The following is a 17286-nucleotide window of genomic DNA, read 5'->3' on the forward strand; positions in this document are numbered from 1 at the left end:
TTCTTGCAATCAATATGACACCATTGTTAGAATCCATTTCGCTGAGAAATGTGGAAGCTACAGATTCATCATCGGAAGCTCCATACAAAATTCTATTTATCATGGATGAAAATTATGGAGGTAATTGTAAATATATTATTGAAATCTTTGAGAACTATGGATGGGAAGTTACCACCACAGCCACAAAAAAAACAATTATCGGTTGCAGTTATGTGAGTTTTAAAGAGTTTACAGTCAATAAAACCCTCAGAACGGTAAATTTTCTGGATTATGATTGTATTTCAATCCTGCCAGGTAAAGACCATGAAAATCTAAATAAGAGCGAATCATTTTTAGATAAGATCCAAGATGCCGTTTACAGTGGAATAATCGTTTCTGCATGGTGTCGTGCAGTACTATTACTTGCACGAGCAAATGTTATTAGGGGGCGCACAGTTACAGGTAATGATGCAGATAAGGATATCTTAATCGCCGCGGGCGCCACCTTCAAATCTTACTGCCCTCCAATTCGTGACAACAATGTGATTACTTCTGTTCGTAGCAAATATTATCGACAAGAAACATGCGATCTTATCAAAGATACAGTTGAAAATTACGTTCCTGAGGTTGTTGACTTTTCAACATATTTAGGGGGTACAGGAGATGAACAAGGTGTTTCTTCAAGGTTAAAATATTTGGGAGATACTGAACTCGATTCTCAAGGAAACATCATTGTTTTAGGGAGAAGTGCGTCCGCCGATTTTCCGGTAAAAAATGCATTTCAAGAAAACAAATCTAGGGGTATCGATGTCACAATTACCAAATACTCGCCAGGAGGGAAGATAATCTTCTCAACCTTCTTTGGAGGTTCCGGCGATGAATGGGGTACGGGATTAGCACTTGATTCTGAAGATAATATTATATTCGGCGGGACAACGACATCACCTGATTTTCCTCTCAAGAATGCTTATCAAACAGAATTAAAGGGCGGGTCAGAAGCAGAAAATGACATATTTTTCGCTAAATTAAGCAGTGATGGACAAACACTATTTCATTCATCCTACTTGGGAGGCACAGACAGTGAGTGGTGTTATGCATTAGCAGTGAGTTCCAATGGAGAGATTGCAGTGGCAGGGTTGACCGATTCCACGGATTTTCCAATGATGAATCCAATACAAGAAGAAAAAGCAGGATATCATGATATCTATGTAACAAAATTTGATAGCTCTGGACAAGAAATTCTTTTATCAACCTATATTGGACAAGCAGGAGGAGATTCATGTCGTGGGTTAGGATTTGATTCTCATGGCAACCTATATGCCACAGGAGAATTAACCGGTTCCGATCTTGCAAAGGGAGCAGTATTCCAAAGACAGGCAGGAGGAGGATCCGATGCTTTCTTAGCAAAATTCAGTAAGAAAGGGGATCTCAGCTTCCTTACCTATTTAGGAGGATCCAATGTTGAACGAGCCACAGATTTGACAATCGACAGTCAAGATAATATAATAGTTACAGGATATACCTACTCGACGAATTTTCCAACCAAGAAAGCCTTTCAAGACGAAATTGCGGGGTCCTATGATATCTTCGTGACAAAAATAAGTTCCACCGGAATGCGAAAAATATTTTCAACATTCCTAGGAGGAAATAATATCGATCAAGGACATGCGATAAGTGTTGATAAAGATGATAATATTGTGGTTGTAGGAAGCACAAAGTCCTCTGATTTTCCAATTACAATAGAATCTTTGGCGAATCTTACGGGGAAAACGGAAGCATTTATCGTAAAACTATCAAAATCAGGAAAGGAGATGCTTTATTCAACAACAATTGGAGGTGCCCAAGACGATATTGCAATTGCGACAGTTAGTACTTTAGATTATAGCCAAATAATTGTTGGTTTCACATTCTCAACTAATTTTCCGGTGATCGATGCAACCCAAGACTGTTATGGGGGAAATTGTGATATCTTTATGACCAAATACTATATGCCCTATGAAAGTTCTTTCACAACTCAAAATTCAATTCCTGGACCATCAATGATACTTATAATTTCTCTTGGAATTGTGGCAATTGTGTTTTTAATGATAAGTAAAAGTAAGTAATTGAAACATTTTGTTACCTTTTTTTCCCTTTTTAGAAATGAACTTGATTTACTTTGAAATCATAATTCTTTGTATGTGGTTTTCTATGAGAACTCATGTTTAAATAACGAGAATTCAAAAATTGGTTGTAAATTTGATATTCTATTTCAGGAATTTGAGCATCAGGATGAGTAATTTTATTATTTTCAAATTTCAATAAAGAATTTTTTAAAATCGTTTCAATTTGCGAATTTATATATTCTATACCCATGATAATTAGATCAGAATACAAAGAAAAATATCTTTTGATACAATATTCGTAAGAAATTTAAATATAGAAATTTTTTTCCCAAAAAATGCATTTCTAAACTTCAATCCTAATTGCTAAAATACAGAACCGCTCAAATTATAAAGAACAATATCAAAAAAATAAGCAGTATTTCGAACGTATTCAGCGAATTTACCTCAAATACAAACTTTAATCAGAAAAGTATGAATTGATTAAAAGCAAAGTTTTTAATATTATTGATTCTCTTTTATGAATAAACAGAACATTCTATTAGAATGCAAAGATATCGGGTGCGGAAAAACAAGTGGATTATAATGAAATTTTAGACAAGTTGTTTCAAAAGAGCAATTTTCGAGAAGGAATTGAATTAATCAAGAAGTTAGAATTGGATTCTTCAGTATCTCAAACAATTCAGACGAGAATTCAAGTTAAGAAAATAAAATTTCTTGAAAAATTGGAAAAATATTCTGAAGCATTAATTCTCGCAGAAAATTTATTAAATCTTCCAACCACCGCATCCAATCCTAAATTACGAGCACAAATATTAATTGAACGAGCAAAAGTTTTATTCTCCACTGGAGATATGACCAATTGCCTTATTACCATAAAAATGGCAGAATTAAATCTAATTTCTTACAGAAATGACCGTGATCCTGAAAGTAATGAATTGATGGCAATGTTAATTCTTTTACGTGGTGGATATAATTGGCATCATGGAGAATTAAAAAATGCATTGTATTATTTCAAATTAAATTTGGAATTGCAAGAAGAAATTCAAAACCCGTTAGATCTTGCTCACGCCTATAATAATGTTGGTGTATTGTACAATGCCACAGGAGATTTAACTTCTGCTTTAAAATATTTGAAAACTGCGTATCAAAAATATGACCAAATTGGTTCTACACGTGGCTTGTCCAAAACCGGAAATAATATTGGGGCAATATTGATTCAATTAGGAAAATTAGATGAGGCCTTATATTATATGAAAAAATCACTCGATACAGATATAATCGAAAGTTATATTGATGGTATCAGAGTTGCTTCCCATAATATCGGGGAAGTTTATTGGCATAAGGGAGAATTCCAGATGGCTTTAGCTTACCTAAAACAAAGTTTGGATCTATGCAGTAAAATAAAAGATAATTTTCATATAACTGAGACACTTATTCCCCTAATTGCAGTTTCATTAGAACTAAATTATATTACCAAAGCCGAAGCATATTTAACCCAAATCAAAGAAATTGAAAAACAATCGGAGAATGCAATCATCCATCAACGATTCTTACTAGCGAATTCACTCATTTTAATTCAAAAAAATGATAAAGTACATTTAGAGCAAGCGGAGACATATTTGAAAGAAATTGTTCAAGATAAAATTCGATACCACGACATATCGATGATGGCAGTGATACATCTTTGCAGGATTCAGATTAAGCAAATGGAAAGAACCAACGATTTGTCGATAATGAACGATTTGAATGAAAATCTTGAATTTATAATAAACAACTGTTTAGAAAGTCATTCACATTCGTTACTCATTCAGTCCTATTTGATAAAAGCGCGTTTATCAATGATTAATTTAAATTTTGCTGATTCACAGAAATTATTTCTAGAAGCAAAAAATAAAGCCCACACTTATGGCTTGAATCGCCTAGAACATGAAATCTGCTTAGAATATGATCGATTCTTACTAAATTCAGCCTTTTGGAAATGGAATTCACATGTTGAAATTGAACATTATAAAAAATCACAAATTAATCAAATTAAATTGCAATTGGAATCATTTTTTGCCCCGAAGAATACACAGATCAACGATCTCAATAAAGAAGATCCCTATGCTCTAATATTCTTAAATAAGAAGGGTAATATTTTATTAACGAAAGAATTTAATCCGGAATGGAAAGAAAATTCCCTCGCCTTCGATATTTTCAAATTGAATTTAAATACAAAATTACAACAATTCTTATTCGATTCTATTGATCTGGCAAAATATGAAGAGTTTAATTTAATTTTTCGAGAATTCAAAGAAGTAATTATTTGTTATGTGTTTAAAGGATCGAGCTTTATTGCATCTAGGAAAATGGATAGCTTGATAACAAAATTGAATGAAAAACAAATATTTATTTCGAAGTTATCCAAAGCTTCTTCGGAAAATAAACAAATTTACATGGCTAGAGAACAATTTTTTAGTCAATGGCTACAGAGATTTATCACAACTTCGACATAAGCTAGGTAATGTCTCTTTTTTTCCACAAAAATTTTAACTTTAAACTCCTTTCATTCAAACTTATAATTGAGAAAGCCAAAAAACGTTCTTTTTCATTTTATCCAAAGATTCAATCGTTCCCACATCACACCAAAGTTCATTTTCATGCATTTTTATCAATTTCACCGTGAAGTATTTCTCTTTAATTATTCGAATTATTGGCTCAGTAAGTTCTATTTCTCCCCGAATTGTAGGTTTAGACTCTTTTAGCAAGCCAAATATGATTTGATCGAAGATATAAATTCCAGAATTATTTAAATCTGTTTTCGGAGCCTTCGAATTTGGTTTTTCAATGAAATTTAGTATTGTATCTCCTTCATAATAAATCGCGGCTCCTGCAGAAGGATCTTCCGTGGGATTGCCTACGAGGTAGAACGGATTATGATCTTGCTGATAAGTGTGATATAACCTTAAAAAAACACTTTTACTGACTAAAAGATCTCCATAAGTCAGTAAAAAAGAAGAAAAACCAAGATCTTTAAGAGATTTTTCAACTAAGAGTGTAGCTCCTCCCGTTCCATTGATTTCTTTTTGACGAATAAAGTGGAATGTTAAGGGATCAGTTATTGGGTTAATTTTATTTCCAAAAATTACATAAGCTGCAGATAAGAAATCATGTTGGATCCAATTTTCAACCAGAGTTGCCTTATACCCTGTAACAATGAAGAAATCGCGTATTCCAACTTGAATCAATCCAGAAAGAACATAATCAAGAAGGGGTTTGCCGTGAATCATGACTAATACCTTTGGGATCTTATCAGTATAGGGGCGCAGTCGTTTACCTTGTCCTGCAGCAAGTATTACTGCAGGTAATTTTTGCATTTCTTTCTCCATAAATAGCGATTTCCTTTACGGTTTAAATTAGAAATAATCATGATCTTATCTAAATGACAATATTAAGACATGAAGACCATATTAATCCAACATCACTCAGTTGGGATGATTTTAGATCCTAAGGGAAATAACATGAGGGAAATAATAAGGTTTTTCTAAAAAATCAGGTTGTTTAAACATGGAAACTTTGATCCCGACAGTTTAAGGCGGTTAAATGTCAAAAGGAAAAAAAATGAACTACTGATCTCCAACTTGTCGAATCACTTATAATAACGTTTGTGTATTAATGTGATAGAAAAACGTGAGAGATCCCAATGGAGAATATTCACCCTAAAACTTTTCAAACTCATGCGGGTAAAATCGAATATTATTATCAGAAGAACCCCAACAATGATTTAACTATTCTTTTCATACATGGATTAACAGGAAACAAAGAATGGTTTCCAGATCAATACCAGCGTTTTGACTTGCAACGATATTCTTGGATAACCTATGATTTATTAGGACATGGGAAATCCGATAAACCTCCACACCAGGAATATTATACAATGGAATTTCAGGCATCTATTCTTCGCCAATTACTAGAGACTCTCGATGTAAAGCAAATGATCATATTTGCACATTCCATGGGAGGTCCCATAGCAATTTCTTTACTGGAAAATATTTTAAATCCTTCAACACAATTTAAGATAGATTGTGAAGTACTTGGCTTATTCTATTTAGAAGGAAACTTGGATCGTGGAAATGCAACCTTTTCGGGTATAGTCGCAGATTATTCCCAGGAAGCTTTTGAGGAAAACTTTGAATCTTTCATTCAAGACATAGCCCCCCCTTCAGATCCAGACTCAATAGAGACCTTAGAAGCATTCCGAACAATAGGAGCATTTGCCCTTTGGGCAACTTGTGTTGATTTAGCCCGTACATCTAGACGCGAGGATTTGTTGCCGCGCTTACTGAAAATTGCATCATTTCCTATTTATTTTATATTTGGGGAAAATAATAAAGGGACATATTCTTCTGAATTGCTTCTCCAAAATAATAATCAACCGTTAATCTACATTCCGAAAGCAGGTCATGGATTATACTTAGAAAATCCCCGGGATTTTTGGAAACAAACACTATCCCTTCTTGAATCGAAAATGATGTAGTAAATATCATAAAAAGGTTTTAATTCTTCTACTAGGAAAGTTGTAATTCAAGAGAATTTCAGCATTCACATAATTGTTATTTATTAGCCAAACTGGATCCCAATCAAGACTGATAAGCATCAATTGTCATTTATTTCTCGTTTTTTCAATGTACTATGATGAAGCTAGAAAAAAAGATATGATGAAAAAAAGAGCACTAATATCAAAATGATCGCCTTTATTGTCAATTTTTGGACTCCCAGACTTTTATTTCACATTGAAAAAACATATTATTAGCACTATTAAAAAATTATAAACCACAATGGTAGATATCATATTGAAAACCTCCACAATTCCACAGTCAGAACAAATAGCCTTGGCGATCGAAAACGGATATACGCGCCTAATTAACAAAGAATTAATCAAAACATTTACAGATGCTTTCCGATTTTCATTCAATTCCCCAAAATTTGGCCTTTTCCTTTTGCGAACCATTTTCCACCAGAAAAAAGCCCTCAAAATGCGAAAAAGGTGGAAAAAACAAGAGTTAAATGTACCAGCATTTCTAATATTTAGTGTCACAGGATCGTGCAACCTCCGGTGTAAAGGGTGCTATTCTCACGCTCAACATCGTGATAAAGAAGAAGAACTCTCCTCCCAAAGACTGCAAGAAATTATTCAGGAAGCTAAAACCTTGGGAATTTCGGTTATTTTAATTGCCGGAGGTGAACCTTTCATGCGGAAAGAACTTTTAGACATCACCAAACAACATCCGGAAATCATCTTTCCTATTTTTACAAATGGATTATTAATTGACGATACAATCATCTTGAAATTGAAAACACAAAAAAATGTTGTCCCTGTCATTAGTATTGAAGGACGCTATGAAGAAACCGATCTTCGACGCGGAACTGGTGTTTTTAAGAAAGCACAAGAAGTGATGGAAACGATGGACAAAAATCACATATTTTTTGGGACATCGATTACGGTTACTTCCAAAAACTATGATGTTGTCATGAGTCCCGAATTTGTGGAATCCATAATCGGTTATGGCAGCAGGTTATTTTTCTATGTCGATTACGTCCCGATTCAAGAAGGTACCGAAAATTTGATGCTCTCGATCGAACAAGCTCAACAAATAACAAATATTTCAGCAAGCTACAAAAAAAAATACTCTAAGCTATTTGTGGCCTTCCCGGGAGATGAAGAAAAGTTAGGAGGATGCTTATCGGCAGGGCGGGGATTTCTTCACATCAGTCCCGAGGGTAGAATTGAACCCTGCCCATTTGCTCCATATTCAGATATTAACTTGAAAGATCACTCTTTGCAGGAAGCCCTTCGTTCCAAATTTCTAAAAGAAATTCGCGATAACCATTCCCAATTACTAGAAACTCAAGGAGGTTGCGCATTATGGGAACAACAGGATTGGGTTCGATCTTTATTGGAGTAAAAATTTTCTTTTTTTCTAACTAATCCTCATTTATTGAAATAAAAACTTATACATCAATTCTTTTTCTAAAATCATGAGCCCAAAACCATGGAAGATATTCAATTGACAAAAAAATAACCTCAGTTTTACGGGATAAAGATTTTCTAAAAGGGTTGCTGGGATTTCTTGGAATATATCTTATCGTTGTAGTAATTGCAGTGAGTAATATGCTCATATTTGGAGGATTTTTTTTGCTTATATTCATAGTTTTCTTCTTCTATCTTATTGTATGTTATCCAATTGGGTTCATTTTAATAAAGAAAGCCAAGAAAAAAGCTTTTGGAAATGGTTTAATGGGGGTAATGTCCATTGTTATCTTAATTTCAGTTTTCATTTACTTCATACCACAGATATTTGGTTTCACTCCCGATTAATCCGGTTGGATAGAAATTCATGTATTTGGATAGTCAATGACTTAAATAAATGTCTTACGATTGCATGATTACAGTTTCTTTTTTAGTTGGTGAATACAAGGGAGCAGAAAACATGTGATTTGATTAGAAAAAAGTTAATTTAAGAAAAGTTTAAGAAATTTTCCTTTCATGTATTTTTTGCTATTTACTCAAAGTGCAGTTTGAATTGAATTAAGGGAACCAAAAAGATGTTAAAAAGTAAAATCGTTAAATACTTTTAGCAGAATAGGATTATCTGCATTCCATTACCATAGTATCTTATTGCTAATAGCCAAAATAAAAACTAAAAATGAAATAAAAAGGAGATTAGCGAAAATTTTTTTCGAAAATTTTTTGCTCCTTTGTTACAGTATAGTTTAATTTAGTGTAAAATTTATGCGCGAGTTTCCGTTTACTGTTACAACGCACTCTAACCTTCCTGTTTTCATTAAAGAGCCCTTCTACATGCTTCACTAACAATTTTCCTATTCCATTCCCACGTTCTTTTTCATCTACTACTAATCCACCAATTTCAGTAAAGGGTTTTGAGGTAAGTCTTATAGCCGTGAAGCAATGAATATACCCAACCACTTGATCATTAACAACGGCAACGAAAGCAAAGTGGTCCGGTTTTTTCAATATTGCATGGATTTGGCTCTTCACTACATCAAAACTCACTTTTGATCCCAATTGAATTGCAAGAGAAGTAATAAATTCACTATCATTCAAGGAAACAGGTCTTATCAAAACTTCATTCTTCATCATTCATCACTAATTTTCATTACGTATAATTAATAATTATTATTTTTTCTACATTATATTTTTCCCCTATCGCTTGTTTTCATTCACCTGGTGGTTCAATTCTTTTGTTTGAGGATGGAGAGATTGAATGCAAGATTGGTCACCCATTTTTTCTTATTGTAAATATTGGATTTGCAAGTATGGTTTTTTATTCAGTCTTTCTTTCAATACATCTCGAAGAACACCTTTTTAATCATTATTGAATTATATAACTGCATATTTACAATTTCCAACCATTTTTCTAAAAGAGGAAAATTCAAATATGGATAAACTTGAATTGAGGAAAATTTGTCCCCCATTTTCAGAAATGTCTGAAGAAAAGCAGCAATTATTAATGAAACTACACGTTACAATTAATAGAACCAGAATCAGTTCTAACCAAACTCAATTCATCGTTGAAGTAGATCAAAATAATATTGTGCGATATATTTTGATTGATGCTGGAAAATCATATACTTCACCCAAAATACTTGAATTAGTTGAAGAGATCCCTTTGTTATTTCCTGATCTTCTAAAATTGTACTGTGATATTACAGGAATGTGGAAAATTCCAGTTGTTTGGGGATCTCTCCGAAATCTTATTCTTTTAAGGTGTGGTAATGATTTGGGACCACTCCAATCTTTCCCTTTTTCATCTTTGTGTAATTTAAAATACCTCGAATTGTGGGGTAATTTTTCATTTCTGCCGGAATCGATAGGCGCTCTCCAGTATTTAGAAGAAATTCACATCATTTCTTGTCACAAATTAAAAAACTTACCATTATTTTTTATGCATCTCCCCTCTCTCCAAAACCTACATATCCGAGATTGTCCACAATTAACTATCTCAAAATTGCTTTACGACAACCTTTGCAAGCAGTCTAAGTTCAAGTTTGATTGACAAGGAATAGCAAGGTGTAATTTTTTTTACTACTTTGTAGCCGATATACCATATTTTCAAATTAAAGTGCAAACGAAGTATACATTAATTGAAGACTGAATAATTTATAGGTATGTATAATGATGGAAATTTCCTGGATCATTGAGAATTTGTCGATATGCATACGTTCGATCTTGAATTTATAATTACTCAAGGAAATGGGTCTAAATCAGATCAACATTCTTCATCTTTCATCATTAAACTTTCATTGCTATATCTTTAATAATTATTTTTTTTCCATATTACATTTTTTCCCTATAGTTTGGTTTCATTCACCTAATTGATTCACACGGTTTTTTGATAATATGGAGGAAACCAAATTTGATTTTAAAAGTGATAATAGGACAAAACGGATAGTAAAAAGAAAATGGTGGGAGATAAGGGATTCGAACCCCCGACATCTGGCTCCGAAGGCCAGCGCCATATCCAGGCTAGACTAACCCCCCACGGGAATATTTTAAAAAAACAAGTCGCATTCTTCAATCAAATTAATGATTCCTTCTAGCATAGTAATCATTACAGATTATTTATGTTAAATTCAGCCACCTTTTTTAATTTTTTGATTACACCTAGAAAGAAGTGATATCCACCGAGATTTTGATAAATCAAGGAAGAGGGTATCACATAGTTTAAAAGGAAAGATGTAAGGAAGATGATTGTTTCTTCAGACTGGAAAATCATTGTGAAATGTCTCATTAAGAAATATTTAGGATCACCGATAATTCTTACCGCCCAGATTTGGGAATAAGATAATGGATAGGAATCATACTTGTATTTATAGGAGTAATTTGGCGGAAAAGGACAAAAAAAGCGGAAATTTTAAACCATTATGAATTGAAGTAATCGAATTTGCGCGATGGGTATTTTTTAGGTAAAAAAATTGATACGATTTTACCGTGTTATAATTTTATTTTTCAATAATGTAGGCCATGGATTTTTTCCCCTTTTTTTCAAGTCGGATTAAATTTGCCTCAACTAACTTATCCAAGTGATATTTAATTGTCTTTCGATTCAACTCCATCCGAGTTGCAATGCGATTTTGAATTATGCCGGGGTTTTCTGAAATAATCTCAAAGATTTGCAGTGTTTTCTTACTTTTCGCAATCTTGGGATTAAAATTAGCGAAGGGATTTTTTTCTAAATATGGAAAAAAGACAATATAATTGCCTACTCTTTGTTTGTAAATAATTTTATAGGTTTCAAGGATATCTAAATGCCATGCTAAATTACTTGGGGATGTGTCGATCTGCCGTAATAATTCGCTATAATGAATTCCGGCTTCATCGATGATAAGGTCTATTAATCTACTGCGAAACTCATTTTCTAACACTTCTTCCATCGATAATCGATGGGGAAATGTGTTCATTGGAAGAAATCGGTCTGTTAGGTAATGGCGATATTGTTCCTTAGACATCGCAAACCCAAATATAATAACTATCAACCCAAGTAATGAAAAGATATAAAATAAGGGCTCATTCAACAAAGTAGAAATATTAAAAACAAAGGGATCAATTATAATTCCGATAACACCCATCTTAGGATCATGAAAAATATGGTCTCCTCTAGGATAATTGAGATATAATATCGAATTTTCATCATTAAAACTCACTAAGACATCTCTATGCACATTATCAACAAGAACCGAATTTTCCCAACTGAACATCCCTGAAAAAGAATTATCAGTAGTATGTAATCCATTCTCATTTTGGGAATACCCCTTTTTTTCATCTTCGGTTTCATCTTCATACTCATACTCTTTATCCGATTCTAATGAAGTAGAGAGTGCAATTTGAGAGAAGTTGGATAAGAAAGGAAAATTCGAGATCTCTATGTCAAACTTCATCTGAGTAGGAGTCTGTATAGTTCCACTAATGTTTTCAAATTCTTCAACAAAGTAAAACCTTAAGAGAAAAACATCATCGATTGTGGAAATTGTTAAGATGTGAATCGTTGAATTTGATAAAGTTGTGGAAGTTGAATAATTTATGGGATAAAATTGTGGAAATTCATAAGTTTGAATTATCTCATCGACATTTGGATTATATACATCATTGTTATTGATGTCTATAAATTCAATCAGATTTGAAAAGAATATTTCGAATTTCAATTTGATTTCGTCCGAATTATACTCTGATTCATATTCTAATTCTAATCCCACTCCAATATCGGATATTTTTACGCTGAATTGAATTTTATCTTTCATTGATTCCATTTTTCGAACGGATTGAATTTTAGCTTCTTCAGACGAAACTTCAATCTCCAGTTCTCGTTCATTTTCCTGTTCTTTTTCATCCTTAATCTTATCGTTATCTTTATCTTCTGGATCTTCCGGTTCTTCGGGGTCTTCGGGATCTTCCGGTTCTTCGGGGTCTTCGGGATCTTCCGGTTCTTCGAGGTCTTCGGGATCTTCGAGGTCTTCGGGATCTTCGGGATCTTCGGGATTTTCAGAATTTTTAGTAATATCTGCACCCATTTCATCAGAAGTAGAGGTTTTTTGAAATGAAGTCGCTGCATCCCATAGAAAAATATTTGCAAATAATCCTATAATTAGAATAAACCCAATACTTCTGCGATGTTTTGATACAAGATTCATTTTAAGAACTCACTTTAGGAAGATACTTAAAAAAAGAAAGAGAAATCTTTCTAAAAAAACTATTTATTACTTCTTTTTCTTAAAAACAATTAACGCAATTGAAATTCCTGCAATGCCAAACATAATCCAAAGAGGATATCCAGGAATATTTGCAATCAAATCTGAAATAGCTCCGTCAGTTGGATTGGTTGATACATCGGTTGACATCATAGGTGATTCTGTAAGTAATCCTTGAACACCTATTTTTGGATCATGATATATATTAGTTCCATGAGGGTAATTGAAGAATATTTTCTCATCATTGACATCAATATCATCTGCTGAAACGGGATTGACTAGTACATCTTCACTCATCCCGTCGATATTTGCATATTCTGCCCATGTAAAGGCGGCGGCAAACCCATTCATTACACTTGCAAGTCCTGATTCTTGAACTGCGAATCCATTCACTTCATCTTCTGTATCGTGTTCTACAGCATATTCGGATTCGGATTCTAATTTTGTGTACAGTGCTAAACGAGATGTTGAATTCAAGAATGGAAAGTCGTTTATTTCAATATCAAGTTTCACTTGGGTGGGAGTAATTGTGGTGGAATTCACGTTCATAAATTCTCCTGCCGCAAATAAATGGATAGTAAATACATCATCAGCAGTGCCAATTTTAATGTAATGGAGAACTGAAGAATCATTTTGTGTTATTGCGGTATATTCCGGATCTTTGAATGTATCTATTAGGTATTCTTGCAGAATAGTGTCATTGGATTTATTAAACATTCCATCTCCATCAATATCTACGTATTCAATGATTTTTTTAAACACGGTCTTGAATTCCACTTCCAATTCAGATTCGGTTGTCGCATTTTCGTATTCAGACTCAAACTCGAGCTTAAGCGCAATTCCATCATCCCAATGAATTTTCACTTGAAATTTGTTAGTGACATTTCCGTGTTCCATCTTTGATTCAATTTGAATTTCATTTTCTGATACTTCGATCTGAACTTCACGTTTATTTTCATCTTCATATTCATCATCGATGTCATCATTATCCTCATCAATATCTTCATCTTTAGCAAGATTTTCATCTATGCTATCGTTTGTTTCTTCATCTTCATTGTCATCAGTTTCATTTACCGTATTCAAACTGATTCCAGCATTCCTTTCACTCTCTAGTGAGGTATTATAAATTTGACCATTCACAATACCTAAAGAAAGAAAGAATGCTCCCAATAAAACCAAACCAATTAATTTTTTTTTCATAATAAGCTCTAAACATCACATCTCGTGAAGGATATATAAAGAAATTGGGAGGATTTTGACCCTACAAATTTGTATATGCAAGTTTTTAGAAATTTACCGGTCCCTTGCTTTTTATCTTCTTAGTCAGTCTATCATTATTTATGGTAGTTACTCATCCGTTTAAAGTTGCGTTAGAAAAAGAAATTGCGACTTGGAACAATTATCGTCGGGGGCTTCGGCCAGAGGATCGTCTATATTTTGATGAAGTCATGAATGCAGCTCGAAAACATTGGAAAGAAATAGGGGCTTGTCAACGATTGGTACCGATGGAACCGATTTTTCTTAGCGTGATGGTAGAACAACAAAGAAAATTGGAAGAATTGAAAAAAGAATTGAAACAAATAATGATATGATCTATAAAAGATACCTAAATTCTTAATTTCAATGCATTTTCGGCATAACATAAATAAGATTCATTCCAATTGGTAATAATGAAAGAATAAATAGTATAATTCTAATCATGACATTCTTATTCACCTTATTTCACAGGTACGATTAAATATGTATAAAAATGCTGTGATCAAAGTACTTTCTAATTTAAAGTTACGAATTTTTAATTTATGACAAGAAATTAGAGACAACTCGCTCCTATTATGAAAAATCTGGAACTTTTCTTATTTTAAATAATATAGAAAAAATTTAATGACCTTGAAAAATAACCAAATTATTCTTCCTTAGGTTTCCATTGCCAAGCAATCCATATAGACAATAAATTGAAACATACATAAACAATTGTCAATAAATATCCCCAACCTACATGAACATCGAAGAAATTCATGACATTGAATACGAGAAATATAGGGGGAACAACAAGGTTTAAAATCCTGACCACTTTGCGCTTGCAGAAGAGAGGTAATAAGATCATAACAGTCTGAATGATTGCCAGGGGAGTTGCTACAAATAATAATAGTGAGTCGTCTGCGACTTCCGTGATTTCTTGCATGAGGGATAGCATGTCTCCAAAAGTCCAAAGTAAAAATTGAGATATCCAAATAGCCGAAAGTTTGAGTTTTGTGTCTTCCATAGATTTTCACTTCAATAATAGGTTGAATTGAAAAGTCACATTTCTAATACCATGATGAAACCTTTGGATCACCCTATTAATATATTGATATTATTCAATATGAATATTAAAACTTAGTAAGAATTTAGCTAATTAAGGAGAAATTGAATAAAAACAAAAAATGTCACTTAATATTTTTTGTTTTTGAATAAGTGGTCAATTTTATCATCGACAACTAACTTAATATAGCACGAGAAATAATGAAAATTTAAATAACCGTATTTCAAGCACGCCCATTTGATTGCTATTGATCTTGGATATACATCAGTAGTGTTTTTTAATGAAAGCGAATAAATCAAGGAAGAAAAATATAATAAAAACCTTTGATATATGAATTGAATCCTGCGAATGATGAACTGTTTTGTTAAAATTATTAATTAATTTTGAGTAATCTATGTTCGAAAACTATCCCCTATATTTTAAATATCAAATTGATGGTAACATGATTAGAAGAGGAGTGATTCAAAAATGCAATTTGACTTATTTTACCATGTGGTAAGAAAATTTAACAAAAGAAGAAATATCATTATGTTCGGATGTGGAACATTGATATTATTATCAACGATCATGATTTATTCAGAAAGTGCGATGGGAGATACCCAATTAATAACGCAAAATATGAGTGACACACCAAAATCAGCCACAAATTATGGACATCTTCAGATATCAGAGCAAAATAATTGGTCCACCTATCCAGAAATCGCCCAGGGAAAAGGAACATATGATGAACCATATATTATCGACGGGGTCACTTTTGATGCAAATTACCTGAAATTTTCCTTGAAGATATCAAATACTCAAGATTATATGATATTTCGGAATTGTGTCTTTAATGGGTCCTATAATGGTGATAGTGGTTCGTTCATAATCGATTCATGCTCCAATATTGACATCATCAGCTGTGAAATTATCAATAATGAACAGACGGGATTATTTATTAAAGATTCACAGAATATTACTGTTTTTCAGACGACGATTGAATATAATTCTGACACAGGTATATCATGTTCAAATTCTTCCAATATCACTTTTGAATCGAATATAATTGAGGCTACTGATGGTATAGGAATCCTGATCGAATCAAATTCACACAATATTGAGATTTTAAAAAATGGTATTGGTTATAATGAAATTGGAATAAAAATTATGTCTTCGAGCTCGTATGTCAATGTTACTGAGAATGATTTTGATGGGAACTCAAATTATCATGTGATACTCGTTCAATCATCATTTAACAGTATCATTGGAAATACATTATCTGAAAATGATGGAAATGAAATCATCGATGAAAGCAATGATGAAACAAATACAATAAGGGATAATAGTATTACATATCTTCTTGGGGAATTCTATTTAGAGCAAGATTATATGTTGCTAGTTTATTATGGATTAATTATTGGAATAGTTATAACCGCTGTCATAATAGGGCGGATAAGAAAAAGAAAACGTTCTGCAAATAAACAAAAGATTAACGTAAATCGAATAAAGGATTTTTGTCCCCATTGTGGTGAAATTTTGCCAAAAATTCCACATAAAGAGATCTCTAATCAACCAAGAGTTAATTATTGTGAACATTGTGGAGAAAAAATACTTTAACCCATTTTTACTTACTTTTTCTAATAAAATTGCTTATTTTGGACAATAGGCTATGCCATCGATCTGGCATTTCAATCCTTCCGGACCACCTTTATGAGCAAATTCTGTCGAAAGGGTTTTTCGAGCAGGATAAACACCCTTAAATTTCTCTTTGAAGACAGCTTCCATAATAGGGATGTCCCAAGGATCCCGAAGTAACACATTGACTTGGACCACAGCAGATAAAGTCATGTCAAAGAGGGTTAAACGTCGCTCCATATCTTCGAGAGCACCTTCGACTTGTTCTTTGATGGTTCCCCCAACATTTCCTACACAAAAGGTTAAAAAAATATAATCACCGGCTTTAACAGCACCTGAATATGCATATTCAGAATTAACATCTTTTCGTATTATATCACCCATAAGGAATAACAAAATTAAGAGATAATTTAAAGCTACTCCTCAATGAAAAACTTATTTACGATTAAATTGGTAGAATAAAACCTAAGATAAAAAGCGAGATTTCGAATTTATTCTTAAACTGATGATATTAGTTTGATAAAAAAAGATAAATATTTG

General features: G+C 32.9%; 14 protein-coding genes and 1 tRNA gene. 8 read left to right on the forward strand and 7 right to left on the reverse strand.

Annotated elements, in window-relative coordinates; translation table 11 throughout:
- Window positions 1-14 precede the first annotated feature (14 nt).
- Complete coding sequence (locus tag NEF87_RS06165; RefSeq protein WP_457919099.1) at window positions 15-2084, forward strand: SBBP repeat-containing protein; 2070 nt, start codon at window positions 15-17, stop codon at window positions 2082-2084.
- 572 nt (window positions 2085-2656) lie between these two features.
- Complete coding sequence (locus tag NEF87_RS06170) at window positions 2657-4579, forward strand: tetratricopeptide repeat protein (RefSeq protein WP_457919100.1); 1923 nt, start codon at window positions 2657-2659, stop codon at window positions 4577-4579.
- A gap of 60 nt (window positions 4580-4639) precedes the next feature.
- On the opposite strand, the gene NEF87_RS06175 is transcribed toward NEF87_RS06170, so the two are convergent.
- Window positions 4640-5440 (reverse strand): sugar phosphate nucleotidyltransferase, encoded by an 801-nt coding sequence (locus tag NEF87_RS06175; protein WP_457919101.1) that lies wholly within the window; start codon window positions 5438-5440, stop codon window positions 4640-4642.
- A 326-nt stretch (window positions 5441-5766) separates the two neighbouring features.
- Between NEF87_RS06175 and NEF87_RS06180 the strand changes: the two genes are divergently transcribed.
- The 3 genes from NEF87_RS06180 (at window position 5767) to NEF87_RS06190 (ending at window position 8442) form a co-directional block, all read left to right on the forward strand.
- Entirely contained in the window at window positions 5767-6600 is an 834-nt protein-coding gene (locus NEF87_RS06180) for an alpha/beta fold hydrolase (RefSeq protein ID WP_457919102.1), read from the forward strand.
- A 301-nt stretch (window positions 6601-6901) separates the two neighbouring features.
- The gene (locus tag NEF87_RS06185) at window positions 6902-8029 is read left to right on the forward strand and encodes a radical SAM protein (RefSeq protein WP_457919103.1); all 1128 of its coding nucleotides are present in this window, start codon (window positions 6902-6904) and stop codon (window positions 8027-8029) included.
- Between the two features lie 152 nt (window positions 8030-8181).
- Window positions 8182-8442 (forward strand): hypothetical protein, encoded by a 261-nt coding sequence (locus NEF87_RS06190; protein ID WP_457919104.1) that lies wholly within the window; start codon window positions 8182-8184, stop codon window positions 8440-8442.
- Between the two features lie 345 nt (window positions 8443-8787).
- On the opposite strand, the gene NEF87_RS06195 is transcribed toward NEF87_RS06190, so the two are convergent.
- Entirely contained in the window at window positions 8788-9222 is a 435-nt protein-coding gene (locus NEF87_RS06195) for a GNAT family N-acetyltransferase (protein ID WP_457919105.1), read from the reverse strand.
- A gap of 301 nt (window positions 9223-9523) precedes the next feature.
- On the opposite strand from NEF87_RS06195, the gene NEF87_RS06200 reads away from it, so the two are divergent.
- Window positions 9524-10141: a hypothetical protein gene (locus NEF87_RS06200; protein ID WP_457919106.1), complete on the forward strand. Its 618-nt coding sequence runs from the start codon at window positions 9524-9526 to the stop codon at window positions 10139-10141.
- Window positions 10142-10548: 407 nt separating this feature from the next.
- On the opposite strand, the gene NEF87_RS06205 is transcribed toward NEF87_RS06200, so the two are convergent.
- The 3 genes from NEF87_RS06205 to NEF87_RS06215 all read right to left on the reverse strand — a co-directional run bounded on the left by NEF87_RS06205 (window position 10549) and on the right by NEF87_RS06215 (window position 14030).
- Window positions 10549-10626 (reverse strand) — tRNA-Arg (locus tag NEF87_RS06205).
- A 461-nt stretch (window positions 10627-11087) separates the two neighbouring features.
- Window positions 11088-12773, reverse strand: coding sequence for a winged helix-turn-helix transcriptional regulator (locus NEF87_RS06210; RefSeq protein ID WP_457919107.1), 1686 nt, complete (start codon window positions 12771-12773; stop codon window positions 11088-11090).
- A gap of 66 nt (window positions 12774-12839) precedes the next feature.
- Window positions 12840-14030, reverse strand: a complete 1191-nt coding sequence (locus NEF87_RS06215; protein ID WP_457919108.1) for a Loki-CTERM sorting domain-containing protein — start codon at window positions 14028-14030, stop codon at window positions 12840-12842.
- Window positions 14031-14170: 140 nt separating this feature from the next.
- Between NEF87_RS06215 and NEF87_RS06220 the strand changes: the two genes are divergently transcribed.
- The gene (locus NEF87_RS06220) at window positions 14171-14422 is read left to right on the forward strand and encodes a hypothetical protein (protein WP_457919109.1); all 252 of its coding nucleotides are present in this window, start codon (window positions 14171-14173) and stop codon (window positions 14420-14422) included.
- A 311-nt stretch (window positions 14423-14733) separates the two neighbouring features.
- On the opposite strand, the gene NEF87_RS06225 is transcribed toward NEF87_RS06220, so the two are convergent.
- Window positions 14734-15093, reverse strand: coding sequence for a hypothetical protein (locus NEF87_RS06225; RefSeq protein WP_457919110.1), 360 nt, complete (start codon window positions 15091-15093; stop codon window positions 14734-14736).
- 507 nt (window positions 15094-15600) lie between these two features.
- Here NEF87_RS06225 and NEF87_RS06230 point away from each other — a divergent pair.
- Entirely contained in the window at window positions 15601-16728 is a 1128-nt protein-coding gene (locus NEF87_RS06230; protein ID WP_457919111.1) for a right-handed parallel beta-helix repeat-containing protein, read from the forward strand.
- Between the two features lie 33 nt (window positions 16729-16761).
- Here the strand turns inward: NEF87_RS06230 and NEF87_RS06235 are convergent, their stop codons facing one another.
- Entirely contained in the window at window positions 16762-17130 is a 369-nt protein-coding gene (locus NEF87_RS06235) for a RidA family protein (protein ID WP_457919112.1), read from the reverse strand.
- Window positions 17131-17286: the final 156 nt, after the last annotated feature.

Origin of the sequence: Candidatus Lokiarchaeum ossiferum, from assembly GCA_025839675.1 — an archaeon.
In the GTDB taxonomy this organism is placed as follows: Archaea; Asgardarchaeota; Lokiarchaeia; order Sigyniarchaeales; family Promethearchaeaceae; genus Lokiarchaeum; species Lokiarchaeum ossiferum.

What these genes read in the sequence shown, in the direction of transcription:
- NEF87_RS06235 (WP_457919112.1), bottom strand. Translation starts at nt 17,130, where the DNA reads ATGGGTGATATAATACGAAAAGATGTTAATTCTGAATATGCATATTCA.
- NEF87_RS06230 (WP_457919111.1), top strand. Translation starts at nt 15,601, where the DNA reads ATGCAATTTGACTTATTTTACCATGTGGTAAGAAAATTTAACAAAAGA.
- NEF87_RS06210 (WP_457919107.1), bottom strand. Translation starts at nt 12,773, where the DNA reads ATGAATCTTGTATCAAAACATCGCAGAAGTATTGGGTTTATTCTAATT.
- NEF87_RS06215 (WP_457919108.1), bottom strand. Translation starts at nt 14,030, where the DNA reads ATGAAAAAAAAATTAATTGGTTTGGTTTTATTGGGAGCATTCTTTCTT.
- NEF87_RS06175 (WP_457919101.1), bottom strand. Translation starts at nt 5,440, where the DNA reads ATGCAAAAATTACCTGCAGTAATACTTGCTGCAGGACAAGGTAAACGA.
- NEF87_RS06180 (WP_457919102.1), top strand. Translation starts at nt 5,767, where the DNA reads ATGGAGAATATTCACCCTAAAACTTTTCAAACTCATGCGGGTAAAATC.
- NEF87_RS06200 (WP_457919106.1), top strand. Translation starts at nt 9,524, where the DNA reads ATGGATAAACTTGAATTGAGGAAAATTTGTCCCCCATTTTCAGAAATG.
- NEF87_RS06165 (WP_457919099.1), top strand. Translation starts at nt 15, where the DNA reads ATGACACCATTGTTAGAATCCATTTCGCTGAGAAATGTGGAAGCTACA.
- NEF87_RS06195 (WP_457919105.1), bottom strand. Translation starts at nt 9,222, where the DNA reads ATGAAGAATGAAGTTTTGATAAGACCTGTTTCCTTGAATGATAGTGAA.
- NEF87_RS06225 (WP_457919110.1), bottom strand. Translation starts at nt 15,093, where the DNA reads ATGGAAGACACAAAACTCAAACTTTCGGCTATTTGGATATCTCAATTT.
- NEF87_RS06185 (WP_457919103.1), top strand. Translation starts at nt 6,902, where the DNA reads ATGGTAGATATCATATTGAAAACCTCCACAATTCCACAGTCAGAACAA.
- NEF87_RS06220 (WP_457919109.1), top strand. Translation starts at nt 14,171, where the DNA reads ATGGTAGTTACTCATCCGTTTAAAGTTGCGTTAGAAAAAGAAATTGCG.